We start from the raw sequence: 2,567 nt of genomic DNA, 5'->3' as shown, positions 1-2,567 counted from the left end.
TTGTTTTTGTCAATAATAAATTGAGCCAGAGCGATCACTTCAAAAGTGAGCCACTTTTAGAATCAGAGTTCCCATAAATGGGAGAGGGTGGGTGTTTGGATGACTTGCCCCTAGGGGCAAGTCATCCAAACACTTCGCGCATCTGGCTACCACTCCCCATTTTCCCTCTGTTTCATACTTTGACGGAATCGATAAGATTCTCCGTTTAGAAGAAGAATGTGCGAACGGTGAGTGAGCCGATCAAGCAACGCTGCTGTCATCTTTTCATCCCCAAAAATGTTCGTCCATTCTACAAATTCAAGATTTGTTGTAATGATGACACTTGCACGTTCATAGCGATTGGAAAAGAACTGAAATAATAGCTCTGCTCCTGTTTTGGAAAAGGGGATATATCCCAGTTCATCTACGATGATCACATCATATTTAAGCCACTTCTTCTCAAACGCACCAAGTTTGTGCTCTTCTTTAGCAATAAGCAACTCTTCCACTAACTCGGAAGCAGTAATGAATTTTGTTTTGTAGCCATTTTGGATCATGGCGATTCCAAGCCCAATGGCCAAATGGGTTTTCCCTGTGCCACTATTCCCTAGAAAAATAATATTCTCTTTTCTCTCTGCAAACTCACCTTTTGCGAGTGTGAGAAATCGATTTCGATTTAAGCTCGGCATGAAAGTAAAATCATAGGTGTCTAAAGTTTTGTGGATGGGAAAGGCAGCTTGTTTGAGCCTTCGCTGTCTTTGATTTTCCTCTCTTGTCTGCACTTCTGCTTCTAATAGTGCCAATAAGTATTCTTCATACCGTAGATTTCTTTCTTCTGCCTCTCTTGCGAGAGAGCGATATTGTTTCGCAATTGTAGGCATTCTCAATTGCTTCGTGATATGGTCTAAAAGGATTTCTGTTGTCATTTCATCTGACCTCCCGTTAATTGTCCGTATTGAGCTACGTTTGCCTTTTGAATTTTATAGTCTAGTAGATTTACAGGCGTTTTCTCCTTAGATAGATCTTGGACCTGCAAGTAGTTATTCGTCAGTCTTTGAATGATTTCATGGACGACTTCGTACCGATAGACCTGCGCTTGTTCAGCTTCTCGTAATGCTTGTGTCAATTTTTTCATCCCGATTTCTCGATGAAGGAGAAGGAGTCGGATAAATTTACGGTCGCCCGCGGCTCCTTCTTGTTCCCTCATTTTTCGGTGAAAACGCCTAAATACATCCGGAAGGTCAGATGATTGAAATGCATGGGCGTCCCGAATCGCTCGCGGTTTTTTTAATAATGCCTCCAGATAATGATCTAGATTGGTGATCATCTGGTTTCGTTCGTAAGAACGAGGATGTTCAGCGATCACTTGATTTTGAGCCACAACGATCACATGATCGACAAACATTTTTGCCCATACAGCTTGACCTACATAACTACAAGGGACAGAATACTGATTGGTCTCCACTGTAATTAAAGAGGTCTTATTCACCTGACAAGAGACCAACCGGCAAGCTTCAAACTTCTTTTCAGGGAGTGGGTGTAGATACTCCTTTTCTTTCGCCCACATTTGCGCAATCGTTTCTTTAGTGAACGGAACGGTTTTTTCTTCCGCTTCTCTCAAACACCAGTCCAATAGATAAGCGTTTAATTCCTCCAGCGATTGTACGTCCGGAAGCGGAACAAAGGCGTTTCTTCTTACGTATCCGACCGTCCCTTCCACTCGTCCTTTTTCATTCCCGGAACGAATATTACAAAACTCTGCCTTAAACAAATAGTGGGCTTGTAAGGCTAGAAAAGCATCCTGTTCGAGACGATCTCTCCCTTGGAGTATTTTTACTACAGCCGTTTTTAAATTATCAAATACCCCTTCGGTAGGTACTCCTCCAAAGAATTCAAACGCATGGACAAAGCCATCTAAGAAAGCCTCCTGTTTCTCATGCAGGTATGCTCGTACAAATCGCATTCGACTTGCCGAAAGTTGCATACAAAAGAGGTAAATCCGTTGTGTTCGACCCTGTAGAATAATATCCGCCTCTCCCCAGTCGAATTGGAATTGGTGGCCGAGTTGAAAATCAAGGGGAATAAAGACTTCCTGTAGCTTTTTCTTACGTTTGGCTACAACCTTACGGATGTTGGACTCAGATCCTTTGAAATTGTACTCATCGACCAATCTTCGATAAATTCTGGCAGCGGTATGGCGTTGTTTTCCCCAACGTTTTAGATCGTCTTCGAGCCATTGATCAATAATGGGTAAGACTCGCTTTGTTTCATCGGAATACTCCTTTCCATGATAGTTTTTCTGCCGATGAATGGTGGTTGGAGCCTCATTCTGTTTTAGATATTTGCTTACGGTATTTCTTGAAATCCCTAATTTTTGAGCAATTTGTCGTTGGGATAGCCCTTCTACCTCATGCAAGAATTTGATATGATGAAATTGAGCCATCTTGATCATCCTTTTTCTCTCCCTCTGATGAAAAGTTTAGGCACTTTCAATCATAAGGGAGGTAATGAAAATTGGAAATCAGGTGGCTCATTTTTTATGTGATCGAACCCTTCAAAAGTGGCTCAACTTTAAATTATCAAATACA

2 protein-coding genes are annotated in these 2,567 nt (G+C 41.8%); both read right to left on the bottom strand.

Annotated features, from left to right (window positions below; translation table 11 throughout):
* Positions 1–146: 146 nt before the first annotated feature.
* The gene (istB, locus tag EDD69_RS15095) at positions 147–905 is read right to left on the bottom strand and encodes an IS21-like element helper ATPase IstB (RefSeq protein WP_132949717.1); all 759 of its coding nucleotides are present in this window, start codon (positions 903–905) and stop codon (positions 147–149) included.
* Positions 902–2,431, bottom strand: coding sequence for an IS21 family transposase (gene istA / locus EDD69_RS15090; protein WP_132949716.1), 1,530 nt, complete (start codon positions 2,429–2,431; stop codon positions 902–904). The genes istB and istA overlap by 4 nt, the downstream gene beginning before the upstream one ends.
* Between the last annotated feature and the right edge of the window lie 136 nt (positions 2,432–2,567).

The organism is Thermolongibacillus altinsuensis (genome assembly GCF_004341205.1).
Lineage (GTDB): Bacteria > Bacillota > Bacilli > Bacillales > Anoxybacillaceae > Thermolongibacillus > Thermolongibacillus altinsuensis.
This window is presented reverse-complemented; position numbering and strand designations above follow the sequence as displayed.

Coding starts and splice junctions, on each gene's coding strand:
- istB (WP_132949717.1), bottom strand. CDS start 905: ATGACAACAGAAATCCTTTTAGACCATATCACGAAGCAATTGAGAATG.
- istA (WP_132949716.1), bottom strand. CDS start 2,431: ATGATCAAGATGGCTCAATTTCATCATATCAAATTCTTGCATGAGGTA.